Raw genomic sequence first — 735 nt, 5'->3', positions numbered from 1 at the left:
TACTGCTGGCCCCCGAAGGCAATATCCGGTGGCCCCCAAGCCTTCAAATACTCACACGACGAGACACAGGCCGTCGAAGTTCTGGAAATTGCCTACGCGTCACCTCGCGACGCGTTCACACCTCCATCGTCTGCTTCGCGATCCTGGAAGCGTTGTTGGCGTCGGGAACGCCGCAGTAGATGGCGGTCTGGAGCAGCAGCTCGCGGATCTCGTTCAGGCTCAGCCCGTTGGTGCGGGCCGCGCGCAGGTGCATCGCCAGCTCCTCGTGATGGCCGCGGGCGACAAGTGCCGTCAGCGTTATCATCGAGCGCGCCCGGCGGTCCAGCCCGGGCCGCGTCCAGATACCGCCCCACGCGTAGTCGGTGATGAATTGCTGGAACTCCCGCGTCAGGCCGGGCGCGGCGGCGGTCGCCCGATCCACGTGGGCATTACCGGCTCTTCCGGATTTAGAGTGCGTTGATCCGGTTCTGGAGCTGTCCGGAGTGAATGAGCGACCGCAAGATGTAGTGCTTGAGGTTGCGGAAACCTAGGGCGGTTCAGGTGCTCGAGGCGTCCGTTGATGGCCTCGACGGGGCCGCATGCAGGCGCCCACGTCGAAGTGGGCGAGGATCTCGCGGTGCCGCTTCCACAGCGACCGGCCCAGCTGGGCGAGCTCGGGCAGTTCGGTGGGCACCCCGGCACGGATCGAGCGCAGGAGCTTGTACATCGCGATCTTGCCCTCCCGCTTGCCCGAGG

General features: G+C 65.9%; 1 protein-coding gene and 1 pseudogene. Both read right to left on the bottom strand.

The window, feature by feature from the left end:
- Positions 1-115: 115 nt before the first annotated feature.
- The gene (locus KHA85_RS16485; protein ID WP_213186630.1) at positions 116-421 is read right to left on the bottom strand and encodes a carboxymuconolactone decarboxylase family protein; all 306 of its coding nucleotides are present in this window, start codon (positions 419-421) and stop codon (positions 116-118) included.
- 25 nt (positions 422-446) lie between these two features.
- Positions 447-735 (bottom strand): annotated as a pseudogene (locus KHA85_RS16480) (transposase); the annotation flags it as partial.

It is taken from the genome of Dietzia massiliensis, from assembly GCF_018390595.1.
Classification (GTDB): Bacteria; Actinomycetota; Actinomycetes; order Mycobacteriales; family Mycobacteriaceae; genus Dietzia; species Dietzia massiliensis.
Note: the sequence above shows the minus strand (reverse complement) of the source record. Positions and strands in the feature narration are given on the sequence as shown.